Annotated in this window: 13 protein-coding genes; 10 read left to right on the plus strand and 3 right to left on the minus strand. The window is 50.5% G+C overall.

The genetic code is table 11. From position 1 onward, the window contains the following. Positions 1-77: 77 nt before the first annotated feature. Entirely contained in the window at positions 78-1,271 is a 1,194-nt protein-coding gene (locus ACE41H_RS05210; protein WP_375354032.1) for a cysteine desulfurase family protein, read from the plus strand. 140 nt (positions 1,272-1,411) lie between these two features. Continuing rightward, the gene (gene thiI, locus ACE41H_RS05215; RefSeq protein ID WP_375353760.1) at positions 1,412-2,638 is read left to right on the plus strand and encodes a tRNA uracil 4-sulfurtransferase ThiI; all 1,227 of its coding nucleotides are present in this window, start codon (positions 1,412-1,414) and stop codon (positions 2,636-2,638) included. Positions 2,639-2,904: 266 nt separating this feature from the next. On the opposite strand, the gene ACE41H_RS05220 is transcribed toward thiI, so the two are convergent. Beyond that, positions 2,905-3,606 carry a TerC family protein gene (locus ACE41H_RS05220; RefSeq protein ID WP_375353761.1) on the minus strand — a complete coding sequence of 234 codons (702 nt, stop codon included), beginning with the start codon at positions 3,604-3,606 and terminating at the stop codon, positions 2,905-2,907. Positions 3,607-3,774: 168 nt separating this feature from the next. Between ACE41H_RS05220 and ACE41H_RS05225 the strand changes: the two genes are divergently transcribed. The 3 genes from ACE41H_RS05225 (at position 3,775) to ACE41H_RS05235 (ending at position 7,710) form a co-directional block, all read left to right on the plus strand. After that, positions 3,775-4,443, plus strand: a complete 669-nt coding sequence (locus ACE41H_RS05225; RefSeq protein ID WP_375353762.1) for a TerC family protein — start codon at positions 3,775-3,777, stop codon at positions 4,441-4,443. Between the two features lie 145 nt (positions 4,444-4,588). Next, positions 4,589-6,430, plus strand: a complete 1,842-nt coding sequence (gene typA, locus ACE41H_RS05230) for a translational GTPase TypA (RefSeq protein ID WP_375353764.1) — start codon at positions 4,589-4,591, stop codon at positions 6,428-6,430. Positions 6,431-6,627: 197 nt separating this feature from the next. Continuing rightward, positions 6,628-7,710, plus strand: a complete 1,083-nt coding sequence (locus tag ACE41H_RS05235) for an LCP family protein (protein ID WP_375353766.1) — start codon at positions 6,628-6,630, stop codon at positions 7,708-7,710. 215 nt (positions 7,711-7,925) lie between these two features. Here the strand turns inward: ACE41H_RS05235 and ACE41H_RS05240 are convergent, their stop codons facing one another. Further along, complete coding sequence (locus ACE41H_RS05240) at positions 7,926-8,501, minus strand: YhcN/YlaJ family sporulation lipoprotein (protein ID WP_375353768.1); 576 nt, start codon at positions 8,499-8,501, stop codon at positions 7,926-7,928. 222 nt (positions 8,502-8,723) lie between these two features. On the opposite strand from ACE41H_RS05240, the gene ACE41H_RS05245 reads away from it, so the two are divergent. Beyond that, positions 8,724-10,055, plus strand: coding sequence for a PhoH family protein (locus ACE41H_RS05245; RefSeq protein ID WP_375353770.1), 1,332 nt, complete (start codon positions 8,724-8,726; stop codon positions 10,053-10,055). Positions 10,056-10,207: 152 nt separating this feature from the next. On the opposite strand, the gene ACE41H_RS05250 is transcribed toward ACE41H_RS05245, so the two are convergent. Continuing rightward, positions 10,208-11,287 carry a coiled-coil domain-containing protein gene (locus tag ACE41H_RS05250; protein WP_375353771.1) on the minus strand — a complete coding sequence of 360 codons (1,080 nt, stop codon included), beginning with the start codon at positions 11,285-11,287 and terminating at the stop codon, positions 10,208-10,210. A 312-nt stretch (positions 11,288-11,599) separates the two neighbouring features. Between ACE41H_RS05250 and ACE41H_RS05255 the strand changes: the two genes are divergently transcribed. The 4 genes from ACE41H_RS05255 to ACE41H_RS05270 all read left to right on the plus strand — a co-directional run bounded on the left by ACE41H_RS05255 (position 11,600) and on the right by ACE41H_RS05270 (position 15,557). After that, entirely contained in the window at positions 11,600-12,250 is a 651-nt protein-coding gene (locus ACE41H_RS05255; protein ID WP_375353772.1) for an RsfA family transcriptional regulator, read from the plus strand. A gap of 106 nt (positions 12,251-12,356) precedes the next feature. Beyond that, positions 12,357-13,322, plus strand: coding sequence for a ketopantoate reductase family protein (locus ACE41H_RS05260; RefSeq protein WP_375353773.1), 966 nt, complete (start codon positions 12,357-12,359; stop codon positions 13,320-13,322). Beyond that, positions 13,319-13,708 carry a DUF3397 domain-containing protein gene (locus tag ACE41H_RS05265; RefSeq protein ID WP_375353774.1) on the plus strand — a complete coding sequence of 130 codons (390 nt, stop codon included), beginning with the start codon at positions 13,319-13,321 and terminating at the stop codon, positions 13,706-13,708. The genes ACE41H_RS05260 and ACE41H_RS05265 overlap by 4 nt, the downstream gene beginning before the upstream one ends. A gap of 151 nt (positions 13,709-13,859) precedes the next feature. Further along, a complete protein-coding gene (locus ACE41H_RS05270; RefSeq protein WP_375353775.1) occupies positions 13,860-15,557 on the plus strand; it encodes a peptide ABC transporter substrate-binding protein in 1,698 nt (565 codons plus the stop codon). Positions 15,558-15,564 lie beyond the last annotated feature (7 nt).

Here is a 15,564-nt window from a genome sequence, read left to right on the forward strand (position 1 = left end):
AATACGGGGAAGCCGGCTTGGACGAGCGCTCCTCTATTGGTCTTTTTGTTTTGGGCGCAAGCAAAGGAGGCACTCAGTTGTTATATTTTGATCACGCGGCAACGACCCCTCCTCATGAGGAGGTTGTGAAAACGGTCGCGGAGTTGATGAGAAGGCACTATGGAAACCCGTCTTCCCTGCATAAATACGGCGAGGAAGCCGGCCAATTGCTAAAACGGGCCCGTGAAGTATGTGCCGCTGCGCTGGCGGTCAAGCCAGGGGAAATCATTTTTACGTCAGGAGCGACAGAAAGCAATAATCTGGCTGTGAAGGGTGCGGCACTGCAATACGCATCAAGAGGCCGGCATCTTGTTACAGCGGCCACTGAGCATCCCTCCGTATTCGAGAGCTGCCGGCAGCTGGAGCAGATGGGCTATGAACTGACTGTGCTGCCTGTGGATGAAGAAGGGCATGTCAATGCCGACCAGGTTGCAGCCGCCATTCGTAAAGACACGGTGCTGGTCAGCATTATGCATGTCAACAATGAAACGGGGCGCATTCAGCCGATTCATGAAATCGGACCACGTTTGAAGGCGGAATTTCCCAAGGTTCTTTTTCATGTAGACGGGGTACAGAGCTTCGGCAAACTGCCGGTCAAGCTTAAAGATTGGGGCATTGACCTGTTTAGCCTCTCCGGCCATAAAATCCGTGGAACGAAAGGTACAGGGCTGCTTTATGTAAGGGAAGGGGTAAAGCTCTCCCCGCTGTTGATTGGGGGAGGACAGGAGTTTGACCTGCGGGCGGGCACAGAGAACGTGCCCTTGATCGTAGGCTTGGCTAAGGCGGTACGAATGGCCGCGGAAGGACGTGAGCGGTTTGCGGCCGCTGCATCCGGATGGCGTGACATCATTATGGAGGCCGTGCGTCAAAATCCGGCGCTAGAGTTGAACAGCGGAACTGAAGCTCCGCATATCGTGAACTTTTCCCATCCGGCCATGAAGGCGGAGGTTATGCTGCATACGCTGGAGCTGCTTGGTGTGGCTGTATCGACCAAATCGGCATGTTCCTCCAGACTCGCTGAGCCAAGCCGGGTGCTGCTCGCCATGGGCAGAAGCGGAAATGCCGCTTCAGGCGGCATCCGCATCAGCTTCGGGGACAGCCATACGGCAGATGAAATCAGGCAGCTTGCCTTGGCCATACAGGAAATGACAACACGGCTGAAAACTGTTGAAGTGCGAGTTCAAAAAGTCGGCTTTTCAGCACCGAGAAGATTGAATGAAGCTAGGGACTGAGGAGCGGAGCGTACGTTTTGGGTACGTGAGCACCGGAAGGACCGGCTGAATTCAAGATTCGATGCCGAGTTGCTTCTTGATTCACTTCGTGATCAAAAGACGACTTTTTGAACAACCTCTTGAAAGGTGGGAATCGTAAATTGAATTATGATATGTTACTGCTGCGCTTCGGAGAATTTACCCTGAAGGGGAGAAACCGGGGGCGGTTTGAAAGAGCTGCAGTGTCCCGGGTAAGGGCGCTGCTTCAGAGTTTTCCAAGAGCAGAGATGAACCATGAGTTTGGGCGATTATATATTGCATTAAACGGGGAGCCGTATGAGCAAATGATTGCCACATTGCAGAGGGTGTTCGGCATCATCTCCATCAGCCCTGTAAAGGTTGCGCCGCTGGATATCGGGGAGATCGTTGCTGCGGCGACCGCTCTTATTCAGGAGCTTGCACCTGTTGAAGGGACGACCTTCAAGGTGAACGCGCGCCGTGTGTGGAAGGAATTCCCTCATTCCTCACAGGAGATGAATCACCTGATCGGTTCGCCTGTGCTGCAGGCTTTCCCGGCGCTCAAGGTTGACATGAGGCATCCGAAGCTGGAGCTGCGTGTGGAGGTGCGCCAGCAGGGGGTCTATATTTTCAGTGAAGTGATTCCGGCAGCGGGCGGATTTCCGTATGGCACGAATGGCAAGGCGATGCTGCTGCTGTCGGGAGGCATCGACAGTCCGGTCGCGGCATGGTCATCCATGCGCAGAGGCCTGGAGGTGGAATGTGTTCATTTTTACAGCTATCCCTACACCAGTGAGCTGGCCAAGGAAAAGGTCATCGATTTGGCTAAAGTGCTGGCCGGGTATGCGGGGCGGATCAAGCTTCACCTGGTCCCTTTTACGGAGATTCAGACCTCGTTTACCCGCACGGGCCAGGATAATATGATCATCACGCTCATGCGCAGATCCATGCTGCGGATTGCGACAAAGCTCGCTGAACGTGCAGGCGCGCTTGCGATCGTTACGGGGGATAGCCTCGGCCAGGTGGCGAGCCAGACGCTGTCAAGCATGAACGTCATCGGGCGTGCTACGGAGCTGCCGCTGCTGCGCCCGCTTGTGATGATGGATAAGAGCGAAATTATTGATATTGCGCAAAAAATAGGGACCTATGAGCTGTCCATTTTGCCTTATGAGGACTGCTGCACCCTGTTCGTGCCCAAGTCGCCGACGACCAATCCGAATTTGGGGGTTGTGGAGAGGGTGGAGGCATCCCTGCGGGAACTTCCGGCCATGATTGACCAGGCGGTGGAGGCGACAGAAACGCTTGTCCTGGAGGCTGGCGGTAAGGTATTGGGGCGCAAGGAGAGTACGGTGCGTGAGGAATGGTTTTAATGACCCGGGACTCTTCCTTTACGCATGTTGTTGGCGCTCTGAAGGCGCTCCGAGAACGAAGCATCCCTCCCAACCGCTGTTGACCCTTCGGGCCAAAGGCGGACGCTCCGCTTTTTCGGGATTGCTTCGTTCTCTCCGCTGCTTCGTGCTTATCCATCATGCAAAAAAGAGAAACCCGTGTCATTGAAAGACTGGGTTTAGAGTTTGAAAAAGCTTTCGGCGTATGGCCGAAAGCTTTTTTGTTCTGTGTGTGCATGATATCTTACTTAAGAGTAAGAGCGTTTCTGACTGCCCTTTTTTTGCGCGGCTCTGCGGTTGGCCAGATATCCGGCGATGAGGATACCGACGACAACCGCTACCATAAACAGGATACGCAGTGCGGGATGCTCTGTAAAATAAGGCTCGATTCTGGCTTCCTCCGTAATCATATGGGAAGCGGTATATCCGAGAACAGCAGACCCCACATATACGATCCACGGAAAGCGGTTGATCAGCTTGATAAAAAGGGTGCTTCCCCACACGACAATCGGCACGCTGATCAGCAATCCGATAACTACGAGCACCAGATGCTGCTGGGCTGCGCCCGCCACCGCAATCACATTATCCAGCCCCATGGCGGCATCGGCAATGACAATCGTGCGCACAGCCTGTCCGAGCGTGGCTCCGGCAGCAATCTCCGTGTGCTCCTCCTCCTGATCCACCAGCAGCTTGTAGGCGATCCAGATCAGCATCAGCCCTCCTGCGAGCAGCAGCCAAGGAATCTGCAGGAGCCACAGCACAACGATAGTTGCCACAATCCGGACCAGCACAGCTCCACCGGTTCCATACAGGATGGCTTTCTTTTGCGTCTGCGGCGGCAGCTTCCGCGCGGCCAGCCCGATGACAATTGCATTATCCCCGGCCAGCATAAGGTCGATGAACACAACGTTCAGCAGCAGCAGGAAAAACTCAAGGCTAAAATAATCCACGATGTATGTCACTCCTTTTACCTGTAACAACGTCTATCAATGTGCTTCAAAGAAGCCGGACCACGACTTAGCGGAAACAAATCAGTTCATTATAGTGCCCAAAAATCGGAGAGTCAAGCATACCCCGGCTTGTTCAAGCATACAGCTAGGATGGAGGTGTTTGTACATATGGAGCATATTTGGCTGCTGATGCAGATTTTGATGGTCAATCTTGTACTGAGCGGTGATAATGCGGTTGTAATAGCCCTTGCCAGTAAAAATCTGCCTTTGAAGCAGCGGCGCCAGGCCATATGGTGGGGATCGTTCGGGGCGGTCCTGCTGCGCTGTGTGTTAACGCTCGGGGCCGTTCTGCTCTTGGGAATTCCTTTTATACAAGGAGCTGGAGGGCTGTTGCTCTTATGGATCGCATTTAAGCTGCTTTTTGACAATGGGGAGGGGAATGGGAGCAAGGAGGCAACCACGGTAGGCAAGGCGGTGCAAATCATACTTGCGGCGGACCTTGTCATGAGCCTTGATAATGTACTGGCTATCGCTGCCCTGGCGGAAGGGGATCTGGCCGTTATGGTGATCGGTATCGTGCTAAGCATTCCTATCGTCGTATGGGGAAGCACATTGATCGCTGCCCTGCTGCAGCGCTTTCCTGTGCTTGTATTGGCCGGCTCCGCCATTCTGGCTTTTACGGCCGGTGAAATGATGATGAATGATCCGCTTTTGCACGGAATTCTGGACGTTTTTTCCTATAAAACGCATCCCCTGCTGCCTGCCGCTCTGTGTGGAGGGGTGATAGCGGCAGGGATCTGGCATATCAGCCGCCCCCGCTCCGGCCGGGAGTGGTGAACATTTAGCCCCAGACTCTTGATTTATGTGATATTTAAACTATAATATAAGGGATACGGTACAGCGTCGGAGTGTTTCCCGGCGCTTATTTTATGGCTTATTTAGAGAGAAACTATTTGACATACGGAAAGGATAAGAGCAAATCATGCATGCAAGAGAGAACATTCGCAATATTGCGATTATTGCCCACGTTGACCACGGCAAAACGACCCTGGTTGACAAACTGCTTCAGCAATCCGGGACATTTCGTGAAAATGAAGCGGTTCAGGAGCGCGCGATGGATTCCAACGATCTGGAACGCGAACGCGGGATTACCATTTTGGCTAAAAATACAGCCATCACGTACAAGGACTTTCTGATTAATATCGTGGATACACCGGGACATGCCGACTTCGGCGGTGAAGTGGAACGCATTATGAAAATGGTTGACGGTGTGCTGCTCGTTGTTGATGCCTATGAAGGTTGCATGCCGCAGACCAAATTCGTGCTGCGCAAAGCGCTGGAACAGAATCTCACACCGATCGTCGTGGTTAATAAAATTGACCGTCCGGCGGCCCGCCCGGCGGAGGTTATCGATGAAGTGCTGGATCTGTTCATTGAGCTTGGCGCCAATGACAACCAGCTCGACTTCCCGGTTGTCTATGCTTCCGCATTGAATGGTACATCCAGTATGGATCCCGACAAACAGGACAGCAACATGGAGGCATTGTACAACACGATTGTAGAGCACATTCCGGCACCAACCGAGAATGTCAACGAACCGCTGCAGTTCCTCGTTACGCTGATGGATTATAACGAATATCTGGGCAGAATAGCTGTAGGACGCGTGAACCGCGGGATTGTCCGTCAAGGTCAGCCGGTTGCAGTTATGACGCGTGACGGATCAACCAAAACGGCCCGTGTTGAGAAGCTGTTCGGGTTTCAGGGGCTGAAGCGGATAGAGACAGAAGAAGCAGGAGCGGGCGATATTGTGGCGATTGCCGGTATCAAGGATATCAATATCGGTGAAACGATTGCCGACCCGAACAAGCCGGAAGCCCTGCCTGTTCTCAAAATTGACGAGCCGACGCTGCAAATGACGTTCCTGGTGAACAACAGCCCGTTTGCGGGACGCGAAGGCAAGTGGGTCACCTCCCGCAAGCTGCGTGAACGTCTGCATAAAGAGCTTGAAACGGACGTCAGCCTTCGGGTCGAGGATACGGACAGCCCGGATGCCTTTATCGTATCAGGACGCGGTGAGCTGCATCTCGGTATTCTGATTGAAAACATGCGCCGGGAAGGATACGAGATGCAGGTGTCCAAGCCCGAGGTTATCGTGAAGGAGATTGACGGCCAGCGCATGGAGCCTATTGAACGCCTGCTGATCGACGTGCCTGAAGAGAGCATGGGCGCTGTTATGGAAAGCCTGGGCAGCCGCAAAGCGGAAATGGTCAATATGATCAATAACGGAACAGGCCAGGTCCGCCTGGAGTTCCTGATTCCCGCCCGCGGGCTGATCGGCTACAGCACGCACTTCCTGACCTTGACCCGTGGCTACGGGGTGATGAACCATGCGTTTGACAGCTATGGACCTGTGATTGGCGGACAGGTGGGTGGCCGCCACCAGGGCGTGCTGATTTCGACCGAAACCGGAAACTCCACCTTCTACGGAATGCTGGGCGTGGAAGACCGTGGCACGTTGTTTGTAGAGCCGGGAACAGAAATCTATGAAGGCATGATCGTTGGTGAGCATACCCGTGACAACGATATTGTTGTCAATATTTGCAAAGAAAAACAGCTGACCAACGTCCGTTCGGCTACCAAGGATGAAACGGTTAAGCTGAAAACCCCGGTGATCTTCTCTCTTGAGCAGGCACTGGAATATTTGAATGATGATGAATACTGTGAAATTACGCCGAAATCGATTCGCCTGCGCAAGAAAATTTTGAACAAGAGCGAACGCGAGCGTGCGGAGAAGCAACGCAAAATGGCTCAGGCTAATTCGTAATCGCTGAACACCAGACCGCCTGGCAGTAAGCGGCTGTTTCTTAGCTTGATACCAGGGGCGGCGGGTCCTTTCGGGGGCTGCGCCGCCCTGCTTATTGTTGTGGCAGGGGAATGTATGCCCTGCACTGACTTATTGATCGCCTGGTTTAATGGCAACCAGACTGTCTGCTAAATTTTATGTGAAAAAGGTGTGGAACCATGAGCAATCCCCAACAAGGGCTGCCTCCACGGAGCTCCTCCGGGAAAAAGCCTGTTAAAAAGCAAAAAGCGAAAAAGAAGAGAAGCTTCCTGAAATCATTTATGGTGTTTGTATTGTTTTTGCTGATTGTCGGCTTGGTTGCAGGAGGGTTGTACGCCTATTACATTGGCAGACAGGTTGAAGCGGTACTGGATACAGGGATCGACAAGGAGGTTCCGAAAACGGAGCTTGCCGAGGCCAAACCGTTGACAATGCTGCTGCTGGGAACAGATTACCGTCCTGAACACCAAACGTATCTGTCGGATGTGGTTATGATCGCAACCTTGAACCCGAACACCAAATCGGCTACGCTGGTTTCTTTGCCCAGGGATACGAAGATGGAGCTTGACGGCTATCATCCCCGCAAGCTGAATGAGTATTATCCGATTTTCAAATCCAGGGAGAAGTCAAGCGGTATTTCGGCTGAGGATGAAATGAAGACCATGATCAGCAAATATATGAATATCGATATTGATTATGTATCTGCAATAAATTTCCAGGGGTTTCGCGATATTGTGGACGAGCTGGGTGGAGTGAACGTTACTGTTGACAAAAATATGTGCTATAGGGACAGCGCGGATGGCACCAATATTAATCTGACGGCAGGAGACAAGCACCTGAGCGGGGACGAGGCGCTGGATTTTGTGCGCTACCGCAAATCCAACTGCAGTCCCAGAACTGCGCCTTCCGATGATTTTGACCGCAACAAAAGACAAAATCAGGTATTGCGCTCTCTGATCGACCAAATGCAATCATTTGGCGGCATTGCGAAGCTTGGCAATGTGATTAAAGCGGTGGATAACAATTTGACGACAGACATTGAATCCCAGCAGATGAAAAATATGCTCTCGACCTACTGGAACATCTCCAAGGATGAGGTGAAATACCGGCCGGTAGGAGGGACCTGGCGCAGCCCTTATGTCTATATAAATGAAGATGAGCTGGATGAGGCGAGACAGGCTTTGAGGGATGAAGAAGCCGGCGTTTCGGCTCCTTCCACGGAGAGCGGTACGGCATCGGCGGAACCAACCGAAAAACCGTAATCTTGGAAGGTGCAGTCTGCATATGATATAATTCAGTAGAACCAATCAAGCAAGACTCTAGGGTGTTGAAGGAGGCAGATGTATGTCCGAATCCGTAAGACATGTAACCGGGTCACTGTTTTCAATTTCGCAATACGCCGGGCCTCTGGCCCTGCGAGCTGTACCGAAACCGGACAGCCAAGTTTTTGCTGCCATAAAAAAAGCCTAGTGAATAATCACTGGGCTTTTTGTTTTGTTTGTCCGTTCTGCTGATGGCCATGTCCGGAGGGAGCTGGTGCCTGGGAAGCTTTTTTACCTGTTGATATTTGCGGAATAATGCGGCCCATGATGTCGGCGAGCTCATTGGCGAATCCCTGCACAGGGGACCCGCTGCGGATATCGTGAGCCATTTCGGCAAGCCGGTTATTGATATCTGCATCGGCTGTTACGAGGGTACGCAAGCCATGCGGATCTTTGTCCAAGGCTTCGGCGACCGAATATTTAATGGTCCCGACCCGCGAGCGGTCCAGCTTTCCGTCGACATTGATGCCAACAATCGCTGTTTTCCCGAGCACGACACAGTTGGCGTCTTTTACGCCTTGTACACGCCGGGCAAGATGAGCCAGATGATCTGCTTGTACCGTTGCATTGGTCTTCGGTGCAGCCACATTCAGCTGACGGGCAGTATGATTGGCGGCCTGCTTGGCGGTCGGTTGGCCGGTGGCAGCATTTCTTGCGCTTCGGTCACCGGAAACACCGCATCCGCTCAACAGAAGTATGGAAACAGCTGATGCCGCAATCCATTTGTTCATCTCAAATCATCCTTTCAGGAGGAATATGCCTGCATAAAAACTGTAGGGAACCATTACAGATGCTTTAATCTTATTGTGTCCTGCACGGTTCGTATTATGTGGACTGCAAAGAAATCAGCATATACGGAGCAAAAACCGCATCCCTTTTTCCGGCCGCAGGATGCAGCTGTGGCGAAGACACAACAATTGCACATCGATGATGCCGTTTTGGAGGGGATTGGAATGAAGAAAGTATTTGTTCTGGATACCAATGTGCTGCTGCATGATCCGAAATCGATATTTGCCTTCCATGAACATGATGTCGTAATTCCGGCTGTCGTGCTGGAGGAAATCGATTCGAAAAAAAGAAATGCGGATGAGATCGGCCGCAATGCCCGCAATGTGTCGCGTTTGCTTGACGGACTGCGCGAACATGGACATTTGCACAGCGGTGTTCCCCTTCCTCAAGGGGGGAGGCTTACAGTTGAACTGAACCATCGAAGTTTTCTCAAGCTGCAGGAGATGTTTGGGGAGATCACGAACGATAACCGGATTCTTGCGGTGGCTTTGAATTATCAGCTGGAAGAGCAGGAAATGGAGGATGCGGCCACAGTTGTTTTAGTCAGCAAGGATGTGCTTGTGCGGATCAAGGCGGATGTGCTTGGGCTGATGACGGAGGATTATTTATCTGACCGGACTGCGGAGCCGGATGAGCTGTATCATGGCTGTTCCACGCTAAAGGTTCACCCGTCCGTGATCGATGAGTTCTACTCTTTCCGTTATTTGGCTGTGAAGCCCCTTCATCTGCCTTATGAGCTGTATCCGAATGAATTCGTCATACTGAAAGATGAGATGGGGACTAATAAATCAGCGCTGCTGAAGGTAAATAAGGAAGGCAGCAGGCTGGAGCCGCTCTACATGAGCAATGATGCCGTGTGGGGGATCAGCGCCCGCAACGCCCAGCAAAGAATGGCGCTTGAACTGCTGCTGAATGACGATATACCGCTTGTAACGATTACCGGCAAGGCCGGAACGGGCAAAACCTTGCTCACGCTTGCCGCAGGATTAATGAAGGTGGAGGATGAACGGAAGTACAAAAAGCTGCTGATTGCCAGACCCGTGGTGCCTATGGGCAAGGACATCGGTTATCTTCCCGGTGAGAAGGAAGAAAAACTGCGCCCATGGATGCAGCCGGTTTATGACAACCTTGAGTATTTATTTGATGCAAAAAAAGCCGGGGATATCGATAAAATTTTAATGGGACTCGGGAGTATACAGGTCGAGGCACTGACCTACATCCGTGGCAGATCCATTCCCGGCCAATTTATTATCATCGATGAGGCGCAAAACTTGTCACGCCACGAAGTGAAAACTATCGTTTCCCGTGTAGGGGAAGGCAGCAAGATTGTACTGCTGGGCGATCCGGAGCAAATTGATCATCCGTATCTGGACGCCACAAGCAACGGATTAAGCTATGTGGTGGAGAGGTTCAAGCAGGAAAGCATCAGCGGTCATATAACGCTTGAAAAGGGAGAACGCTCCACGCTGGCCCAGTTGGCAGCGAATTTGCTATAGCAGGACCGGCAACAGGTTGTATTATTGCCCAAGAAATAATAGGAAAAGAGCGAGTGCCGACGGTAAAATATCCGTTCAGCACTCGCTCTTTCTCTTTTATTATGGCTCATTTTAGCCGACGGTTGCTTCGTTTCTGGAGTCTCAGAACAGCCCTACAAACTCAGCTCCAGTTGAACCTTAAGCTGCTGGGGGAGCGTTTCTACACCAGTAGCTTTGACGTACGGCAGCAGCATCTGCGGGTAAAAGCCGAGATCAAACTGCTTCTCCAGATTGCTGCGGGTCGTATCGGGCAGCTCCAGCCCATTAAATACAAGTCTGTCCACATGAAAGACGATAGCATTTTTCGGAGTATTTTCGAGTGTATAATGACCCTTGATCAATAAATCCATCGTTCCGCTTTTTCCCTGAACGGTAATGCCTTCTTTCTCAAAAGTGAAGCCAAATTGCTTGAACAGTTCGTCCCTCGACTGCAGGAAGCGGTTAAACTCTTCTTCTTGGATGGTGACGGTATACGTTTTGCCGTTGGTCACGATAGCCCCTTTCTGTCCCTTGATAAACTGGGGTAATCCTTCCATCGCTCCGGCCAGCGCTTTAAAGTGTCGTCTAACCTCGTACAACCCGATATTTTCCCAATAAGATGTCATTTCCTCGATCAGCCGCCTCATCGTTTCGGAATCGCCGCTTCCGTTGACCTGCTTGTTCACCCGTTCCTGAAGCGCTGTAACGCGGGTCCGCTGGGCGAGCAGCCTGTTTTTGATATCCTGCAGCTCCGACGCTGTTGCAGAGGTCTTCCGCTCAAGCTTGCTAATAGAGGCATATCTTTCCTGATAAGCGTTCAATATATCCTTATCATTGCTTATAATGATCTCATAATAATCGATAAGGGTCAGCGCTTGTCCGAGATTTTTCGCACCCAGCAGGATGCTGAGCAACTGATCTCTTTCCCCCATATAATATGAACGCACAACGGCGCCGGCCCGCTCCTGCTGCAACTGAATCTGCTGCCGCTGAATGCCGAGCTGTTTCTGCAGATCCTGCTGCCTGCGCTGCGTCTCTGCTTGCTGCAGTCCAATCCGTTCAATTTCCTGATCAATCTCGACGATGGAAAGGCTGTCTTCCAAAATTTTTCTGGTTTGTTCATCTATAGCAGCCGCTTTTACGGGAAGGCTTGTCCATAAGGACAGGCACAGAAGGGCTGCAGCTAGTTTTATGCCTATGTGCTGTCTTCTCAATACGAAAAACTCCTTTAGCGTCTTCATTGTTCCTCAAGCACAAACTCCAATTGCGCGTTTGTTCATGTATATGCTGCCGCCTATGTTTCTAGCCTTCCTCCATTGTAAAACAGGAGCGGGAGACTTAAAACTTAAAACTCTGGAACTCAGGTATGAGCCCATGAAATTTAGGGAATACATTTTAGTATCAATAGATTCTATGAACTCTACGAGAGGCATAGGAATGAAATGAGGAGCTTTTATACCTTATTCACTACCGGCTTTCCGGTTCATGAAGACGGTAATTTAGGATGTTGTTAGGAGGGCTTTGGCATGACAGCAGTAAGACAGGATGCATGGAGCGCGGAGGATGACCTCATCTTGGCGGAAGTCACGCTCCGCCACATCCGTGAAGGGGGGACACAGCTTGCAGCATTTGAGGAAGTAGGCCAAAAAATTTCCCGCACCGCCGCAGCATGCGGATTCCGCTGGAACAGCTGTGTCCGGAAAAGATATGAAGAAGCGATTAGTATCGCAAAAGCCCAGCGGCAAAAGCGGAGTTATATCCGAAAGCAAAATCCTGTAAGCATGTCCCAGGTTACGGCATTTACGGGGCTTGATCAAGAGGAAAGCGTGTATCAGGAAGATTCGGCAAGCGAGGATTCTTTGTCCATCGATGCAGTTATCCGTTTTCTGCGCCAATGGAAGGGCACGATACAGGAAACCCGCCGCCAGATGAAGATGCTTGAAAAAGAGCTTCGTGAAAAAGAAGAAGAACTGAATGAGTTCCGTCTGGAGAATGAGCGGTTATCCAAGGAAGTGAACGAGGTGCAAACCGATTACCGGGTCGTCAACGATGACTACAAGGCGCTGATTCAGATTATGGACCGGGCCCGTCGTTTGGCTGTCCTGAGTGAAGAGGACGAGGAACTGAAGTCCAGATTTAAAATGGATGCCAACGGAAATCTTGAGCGTATTGAATAAAACCGTTTCAAAAGCCGTCAGACTGCAATAGCAGATTGACGGCTTTTTGTCTTTTGACTATGGTATATAATAAATAGTAGCAAAAAAAGACAATGGGGGAACCATTATGCGGATTGATATCATCGGGGCCGGTGCGCTCGGACTCCTCTATGCTGGCAAATTGGCCGCCGCGGGTATAAAAATACGCTTATGGGTACGGAGGCCTGAGAGCGCGGACATACTTAGACGGAAGGGGATTACCGTGAAAGAGCAGAGCGGTGAGAGCCTGCATATGGAGTATCCTGGGTTTGATGTTCAACTGATGAAGAACTGGCCGCCCGCCTTTCAGACAGGCGACTGGGTGTTTCTGATGACCAAGCAGAATGGGGTTCGTGAAGCGGTCGAGTGCATGGCTAAGGGAGCGGGAAAAAATCTGCATATTGTGAGTATGCAAAACGGAATTGGGCATACTGACATTATCGCGAAATATCTTCCTTACGCGAGCATATATCCCGCTGTTACTACCGAAGGGGCCAGGCGAAGCGGTGAGGACGTTGTTGTGCATGCGGGGAAGGGATTGACGGAGCTTGGGGGAGCGCTTCGTGGCGGTTCGGTACAGCCTTTCTCGACGGCCGGCAGGGAGAAGCTGCTTGCGGACAAGCTTACAGAGGCGGGTTTTGAAACCCGACTCTCCGAGAACATTGAAAAAAGCATCTACCGGAAACTTTTGTTCAACGCCGTCATCAATCCGCTGACAGCGATCTGGCGGGTGCCGAACGGAGAACTGCTCTCCAGCCCTGAACGAATGGACATGCTAAGGCAGTTGTATGATGAAAGCATCCGTATCTTTGAAGCTTGCAGCATCGCCTGGCAGGCGGAATGGTGGGAAGAGCTGCTGCAGATCTGCAGAAATACAGCGTTTAACCGTTCTTCCATGCTTGCTGATGTGATGGCCGGCAGAAGGACCGAGATCGAAGCGATTAACGGTCAGTTCATCAGGCTTGCTCAAGAGGCTGGTATGGGTGCGCCGCTCCATAAGACGATCAGGGACATCATTAACGGAATGCCATATGTACAGGGGGAGAACGGATGAGCACAGTGCAAAATACGCTTGTTTTTTTAAGCGTACTGCCCATTTTCCCATTCCTGATTGTCTATGGAGTGGGGCTATGGATCACGAAGAACAAAAAAAGATCACTGCTGGCCGCTATTGACGTTACGACTCTTTTTCTCATTTTTTCCGTGGCTGCGTTATTCAATGTAGTCTTCGGAACAAAATTCGGCATTTACCTTATTTTGCTGGTGCTTCTGATCACTTTGGGCTTAATTGGCAGTGCGCAAAATAGGCTTAAAGGCGGGGTCAACTGGAGCAGATTGATTCGGGCTGTGTGGAGGATTACATTTATTGGGAGTTCGATTGCATATTTTTTATTTACTTTTATCGGTATTTTTAGCTACATCATCAATTACATGTCATAAAACCTCACGCAATCCTGCAAAAAATGGATAAAAACAATGCTTTTTTTTTAAAAAATCCTGAAATTAAAAGAATGTAATGTAGATTTTTTTGACCGCTGGTTGTATAATCTATAAACATATATACCACATTTAATTTAGGGGGATACGCTAGATGAAAAGGAAGAGCTCTTTGATCCTTTTGACTCTTGTGCTGGCGCTTGGCTCGCTGCTTGCAGCCTGCTCCAATAACAACAGTGCACAGAGCCCAGGAGGAACTACTACGAATGAACCGGCTGCTGCCGTAGATCAGGTGTTGAACATTAACCTGATGTCAGAACCGCCGACATTTGATCCGGCACAAGCGCAAGACAGCCAGACGAACACCGTGCTGAAAACGATGTATGAAGGCCTCACAAGAATGGGTGAAGACGGCAAAGAGCAGCCAGGCGTAGCAGAATCTTGGGAAATTTCCGAAGACGGGCTTACCTATACATTCAAGCTTCGCGATAACGCGAAATGGAGCAATGGTGATCCTGTAACTGCCAACGACTTTGTATTCGCATGGCAGCGCGTGCTTGATCCATCTACTGCTCCTGCACCTCCGTATGCTTACCAATTGTATTACATTAAAAATGCGGAAGCTTACAACCTGACTGGTACTGAAGGTTACAAAGGTACAGCGGTTAAAGACTTTGCAGATGTAGGCGTGAAGGCAGTTGACGACCATACGCTGGAAGTCAAGCTGGAAAATCCGACCCCGTACTTCCTGGGTCTGACTTCATTCTACACGTATTATCCGGTTCACAGCTCTGTGGAAGGCAATGATAAATGGGCAGTTAACAAGGATACGATGATCACAAACGGACCTTTTACTTTGACAGATTGGACCAAAGGCCAAACGATCGAAGTATCTAAAAACGAAAACTACTGGGACAAAGACAGCATCAAGCTGAGCAAAATTCATATGTCTCTTGTAAATAGTGGCGCAACTGAGCTGAGCTCCTACCAAAGCGGACAGCTGGATTTCGCTGGTCATCCAACAGGCGAGATTCCTACAGATCAGATTCCGGCTGTAAAACAGCAGCTGCCGGATGAGTTCCACGTTAAAGGTATCGCGAGCACGTATTATTACTTGTTTAACACAAAAGAGAAGCCATTCAACAACGTGAAAGTTCGTAAGGCGTTTGCCATGGCAATCCAGCGTCAACCGCTTGTTGACAATGTTACGCTGGGCGGACAGCTTCCTGCTTATGGATTCGTACCACCGGGCATTAAAGGAGCCACTGACGAATTCCGTAATGAAATTAAGGATTCCGCTTACTTTACTGAAGATTTGACCGAAGCGAAGAAGCTGCTCGCAGAAGGTATGGCTGAGGAAGGAGTTACATCGATTCCTCCGGTCACACTGATCTACAACTCCAGTGAAGCGCATCAGAAGATCGCTCTTGCTGTAGCGGATATGTGGAAGAAAAACCTTGGCGTTGACGTACAGACGCAAAATCAGGAGTGGGGCGTATTCCTTGATAACCGCAGACAATTGAACTACCAAATCGCTCGTGCGGGCTGGACTGCGGACTTCAACGATCCGATCAACTTCCTGGAAATGTGGACAGCAAATAGCGGTAATAACGATTCCGGTTATGCCAATCCTGCATATGATGCTTTGATCAAGCAAGCTAAAGAAACTACCGATCCTGCAGCACGTAATGAAATTTTCGCTAAAGCGGAAAAAATCCTTATTCAGGATGATATGGTAGTCGCACCAATCTACTATTACACTAACGTTTCCTTGACGAAACCAAACGTGAAGGGTATTCAAATTGATTTCAGCGGGGCCATTGACTTTACAAGAGCTTACAAGACCGAATAATCGCAGC

Origin of the sequence: Paenibacillus enshidis, assembly GCF_042136365.1 — a bacterium.
Taxonomy (GTDB): Bacteria; Bacillota; Bacilli; order Paenibacillales; family Paenibacillaceae; genus Paenibacillus; species Paenibacillus enshidis.